4 protein-coding genes are annotated in these 4,152 nt (G+C 71.8%); 1 reads left to right on the top strand and 3 read right to left on the bottom strand.

Features of this window, described 5'->3' with window-relative positions:
• Together AOK03_RS38295 and AOK03_RS38290 are read right to left on the bottom strand one after the other, a co-directional pair.
• A partial coding sequence (locus tag AOK03_RS38295) for a response regulator (RefSeq protein WP_208609690.1) occupies positions 1-385 on the bottom strand: 385 nt, incomplete at its 3' end.
• A gap of 344 nt (positions 386-729) precedes the next feature.
• The gene (locus AOK03_RS38290) at positions 730-1,389 is read right to left on the bottom strand and encodes a DUF3000 domain-containing protein (RefSeq protein ID WP_055569972.1); all 660 of its coding nucleotides are present in this window, start codon (positions 1,387-1,389) and stop codon (positions 730-732) included.
• A gap of 85 nt (positions 1,390-1,474) precedes the next feature.
• On the opposite strand from AOK03_RS38290, the gene hemE reads away from it, so the two are divergent.
• Positions 1,475-2,548: a uroporphyrinogen decarboxylase gene (hemE, locus tag AOK03_RS38285; RefSeq protein WP_055569971.1), complete on the top strand. Its 1,074-nt coding sequence runs from the start codon at positions 1,475-1,477 to the stop codon at positions 2,546-2,548.
• Positions 2,549-2,666: 118 nt separating this feature from the next.
• Here the strand turns inward: hemE and AOK03_RS38280 are convergent, their stop codons facing one another.
• Entirely contained in the window at positions 2,667-4,067 is a 1,401-nt protein-coding gene (locus tag AOK03_RS38280; protein ID WP_055569970.1) for an FAD-dependent oxidoreductase, read from the bottom strand.
• Positions 4,068-4,152: the final 85 nt, after the last annotated feature.

The raw sequence follows: 4,152 nt of genomic DNA, 5'->3' as shown, positions 1-4,152 counted from the left end.
GGGTGGGGAGTCCGACGTTCGTACGGGTGCCGGTGACGACGTAGCCCTTGACGCCGCCCGCGAGGGCGTTGCGCACGGCACCGATGTCGTCGGCGGCGGAGAGGGCGAGGCCGTTGGGCCAGCCCGCGGCACGGGTTTCGGAGAGGAGCGTCAGGCCGGAGCCGTCGGGGAGGTGGACATCCGCGACGCAGATGTCCCGGGGGTTGCCGATGCGGGGACGAGCCTCCGCGATGGACGAGGCCTCGATGACGTCGCGTACACCGAGTGCCCACAGGTGGCGGGTGACGGTGGAACGGACGCGGGGGTCGGCCACGACGACCATGGCGGTCGGCTTGTTCGGGCGGTAGGCGACCAGGCTTGCGGGCTGCTCGAGGAGAACGGACACCAGGCCTCCTGGGGTGGGGGACGGGACCGGCTCGGGGATGAAGCCGGGACGAACCGTGCTTTCAAGGTCACAAACCTCTTCGGCACCAATCCCTGCGGCCTTTAGGAAATGATCACGATTTGGTGAGCAATGATTCGGGCAATTCGGACATGCGCTCGATCATCCGAAGATCAAACCGAACACGCCCACTTCCGAGTGACCCCCACAAGGCAAACCCCGCGGCGCGGGCCGCGGGGGAATGGGTGTTCGGGTTCTCGTGGGTTCAGGTGTGTCGGTTCACGTGCTCCGGTTCATCGGTTGGAGGGGACAGCGGCCCCCGCTCACGGGGACAGCGGCCCCCGCATTCATGGGGACAGCGGCCCCCGCCGTTGCGGCAGCGAGACCACCGACCCGTCTCCGGGGCCCGCGGGCGGCAGCCCCGCGACCTGGCAGAGCAGGTCGCACCACGCCGCCAGATGCGCGCCCGTGTCCGGCACCCCGCCGCTGCCCTCCCGCGGGGTCCAGGAGGCCCGGATCTCGATCTGCGAGGCGGGCGGCCGCTCCGAGAGCCCCCCGAAGTAGTGGGATCCGGCGCGCGTCACCGTCCCGCTCGCCTCGCCCGCCGAAAGCCCCCGCGCGTGCAGCGCCCCGGTCAGCCACGACCAGCAGACCTCCGGCAGCAGCGGATCCGCCGCCATCTCCGGTTCGAGCTCCGCCCGTACGAGCGTGACGAGCCGGAAAGTGCCCTGCCACGCGTCGTGCCCGGCCGGATCGTGGAGCAGCACGAGCCGTCCGTCGGCGAGGTCCTCCTCACCCTCCACGACCGCCGCCTCCAACGCGTACGCGTGCGGCGCAAGGCGCTGCGGCGGTCGCGTCGGGTCGATCTCGATCTCCGGCCGCAGCCGTGCCCCCCGCAGCGCGTCGACCGCCGCGCGGAAGGGCAACGGAGCCGAATCCGCCACCTTCCCCTCCGAACTCTCCATCTCGCCAGCGCCGTCCGACCGTTGTCCCTGAGCCGCAGCCATGCGGGGAAGGTTAAGGGGAACGGCGCCTTCGCGCAGGGAGAGACACCCGTCAGGGGGTTCCGGGTCGACGTGCGAGACTTTCCGCGTGAGTGCCAATGACAGCCGTGGCCCCCAGGGCCGGCAGAACACAGCGACGTACGACTCCCCCTTCATGAAGGCGTGCAGGCGCGAGGCCGTGCCGCACACACCGGTCTGGTTCATGCGACAGGCGGGGCGCTCACTTCCCGAGTACCGCAAGGTCCGCGAGGGCACGGCCATGCTGGAGTCCTGCATGCGCCCCGACCTCGTCACCGAGATCACGCTGCAGCCCGTGCGCCGTCACAACGTGGACGCCGCGATCTACTTCAGCGACATCGTCGTCCCGCTCAAGGCGATCGGCATCGACCTCGACATCAAGCCGGGCGTCGGTCCCGTCGTCGAGAACCCGATCCGCTCGCGCGCCGACCTCGCGCAGCTGCGGGACCTCACGCCCGAGGACGTCCACTACGTCACCGAGGCGATGGGGATGCTGACGGCCGAGCTCGGCTCGACGCCGCTCATCGGCTTCGCGGGCGCGCCTTTCACCCTGGCGAGCTACCTCGTGGAGGGCGGTCCGAGCCGCAACCACGAGCACACCAAGGCGCTGATGTACGGCGACCCGCAGCTCTGGGCGGACCTGCTCGACCGCCTCGCGGAGATCACCGCCGCCTTCCTGAAGGTGCAGATCGAGGCGGGCGCCAGCGCCGTGCAGCTCTTCGACTCGTGGGTGGGCGCGCTGGCGCCCGCCGACTACCGCCGCTCGGTGATGCCCGCCTCGGTGAAGGTCTTCGACGCGATCGCCCCGTACGGTGTGCCCCGCATCCACTTCGGCGTCGGCACGGGCGAGCTGCTCGGCCTCATGGGCGAGGCCGGTGCCGACGTCGTGGGCGCCGACTGGCGGGTGCCGGTGGACGAGGCCGCGCGCCGCGTCGGCCCCGGCAAGGCGATCCAGGGCAACCTCGACCCGGCCGTCCTCTTCTCCACCCGGGAGGCCGTCGAGCAGAAGACGGACGAGGTCCTCGCCGCCGCGAGCGGGCTGGAGGGACACATCTTCAACCTCGGGCACGGCGTCCTGCCCACCACGGACCCCGAGGCACTGACCCGTCTCGTGGACTACGTGCACACGCGCACGGCCGTCTGAGCGGCCACCGCGCGAACAGCGGACGTCTGAACGGCGAACGTCTGAAAGATGTCTGAAAAGGGTCCCTGTCCGACCGGACGGGGACCCTTTCCTGGTCAGGCGAACCGCGCCCTTCACATCAGGTCCGGTCCGCCCGCACCGCCGCCACCGCCTTGCGGGCCGCCACCAGCACCGGATCCCACACCGGGGAGAACGGCGGCGCGTACCCCAGGTCGAGCGCCGTCATCTGCTCCACCGTCATCTGCGCCGTCAGCGCGACGGCCGCCACGTCGACGCGCTTGCCCGCGCCCTCGCGCCCGACGATCTGGACGCCCAGGAGCCGCCCGGTGCGCCGCTCGGCGATCATCTTCACCTTCATCGGGGCGGCCCCCGGGTAGTAACCCGCCCTGCTCGTCGACTCGATGGTCACCGTCACGAAGCGGAGACCGGCGGCCAGCGCGTCCTTCTCGCGCAGGCCGGTACGGGCGATCTCCAGGTCGCAGACCTTGCTGACGGCCGTGCCGACGACACCGGGGAACGTGGCGTAGCCCCCGCCCGCGTTCGAGCCGATGACCTGCCCGTGCTTGTTGGCGTGCGTGCCGAGCGCGATGTGCCGCTCGCGCCCCGACACCAGGTCGCGGACCTCCACGCAGTCCCCGCCGGACCAGATGTCGTCGTGCCCGCGCACCCGCATCGCCAGGTCGGTCAGGAGCCCGCCGTGCTCGCCGAGCGGCAGACCCGCCTCGCCGGCGAGCGCCGTCTCGGGGCGGACGCCGATGCCCAGCACCACCACGTCCGCCGGATACTCGGCGTCCTCCGTGGCCACCGCCCTGGCCCGGCCGTCGTCCGCCGTGAGGATCTTGGTGACCTCGGCGTCGTTCACCATCGTGATGCCCATGCCCGTCATGGCGTCGTGCACCAGGCGGCCCATGTCCGGGTCGAGCGTCGACATGGGCTCCTTGCCGCGGTTGACGACGGTCACCTCGTAGCCGCGGTTGACCAGCGCCTCCGCCATCTCGACGCCGATGTAGCCCGCGCCGATGACCACGGCGCGGCGGCCCGCCGTCCCGGCCAGCGTGTCGATCAGGGCCTGGCCGTCGCCGAGGGTCTGCACGCCGTGCACACCGGGGGCGTCGATGCCGGGCAGCGCCGGACGCAGGGGGCGCGCGCCGGTGGCGATGACGAGCTTGTCGTACGACGTCCAGTACTCCTCGCCCGCCTCCAGGTCCCGGGCCAGGACACGGCGGCCCGGGACGTCGAGCCGCACCACCTCCGTGCGCATGCGCAGATCGATCGCCCGCTCCCGGTGCTGCTCGGGCGTCCGCGCGATCAGATCGTCCCGCTCCCCGACGTCGCCGCCCACCCAGTAGGGGATGCCGCAGGCGGAGTACGAGGTGAAGCGGCCGCGCTCGAACGCGACGATCTCCAGCTCGTCGGGGCCCTTGAGCCTGCGCGCCTGGGACGCCGCGGACATGCCGGCCGCGTCGCCCCCGATGACCACCAGACGCTCTCGTGTGCTGCTCGTGCTGCTCATGCTCATGCGGACACGCTACGGCGAGACGGGGGCAGGGATTCAGTCGTCGTCGCCCTCGCGGGCAGGCAGCGGGGCGGCGGGGGAGGGGGAT

Origin of the sequence: Streptomyces atriruber, from assembly GCF_001418325.1 — a bacterium.
Lineage (GTDB): Bacteria > Actinomycetota > Actinomycetes > Streptomycetales > Streptomycetaceae > Streptomyces > Streptomyces atriruber.
This window is presented reverse-complemented; position numbering and strand designations above follow the sequence as displayed.

Bases quoted from the DNA above. Each gene is read 5' to 3' on its own strand.
- AOK03_RS38280 (WP_055569970.1), bottom strand. From the start codon at position 4,067: ATGAGCATGAGCAGCACGAGCAGCACACGAGAGCGTCTGGTGGTCATC.
- AOK03_RS38290 (WP_055569972.1), bottom strand. From the start codon at position 1,389: ATGGCTGCGGCTCAGGGACAACGGTCGGACGGCGCTGGCGAGATGGAG.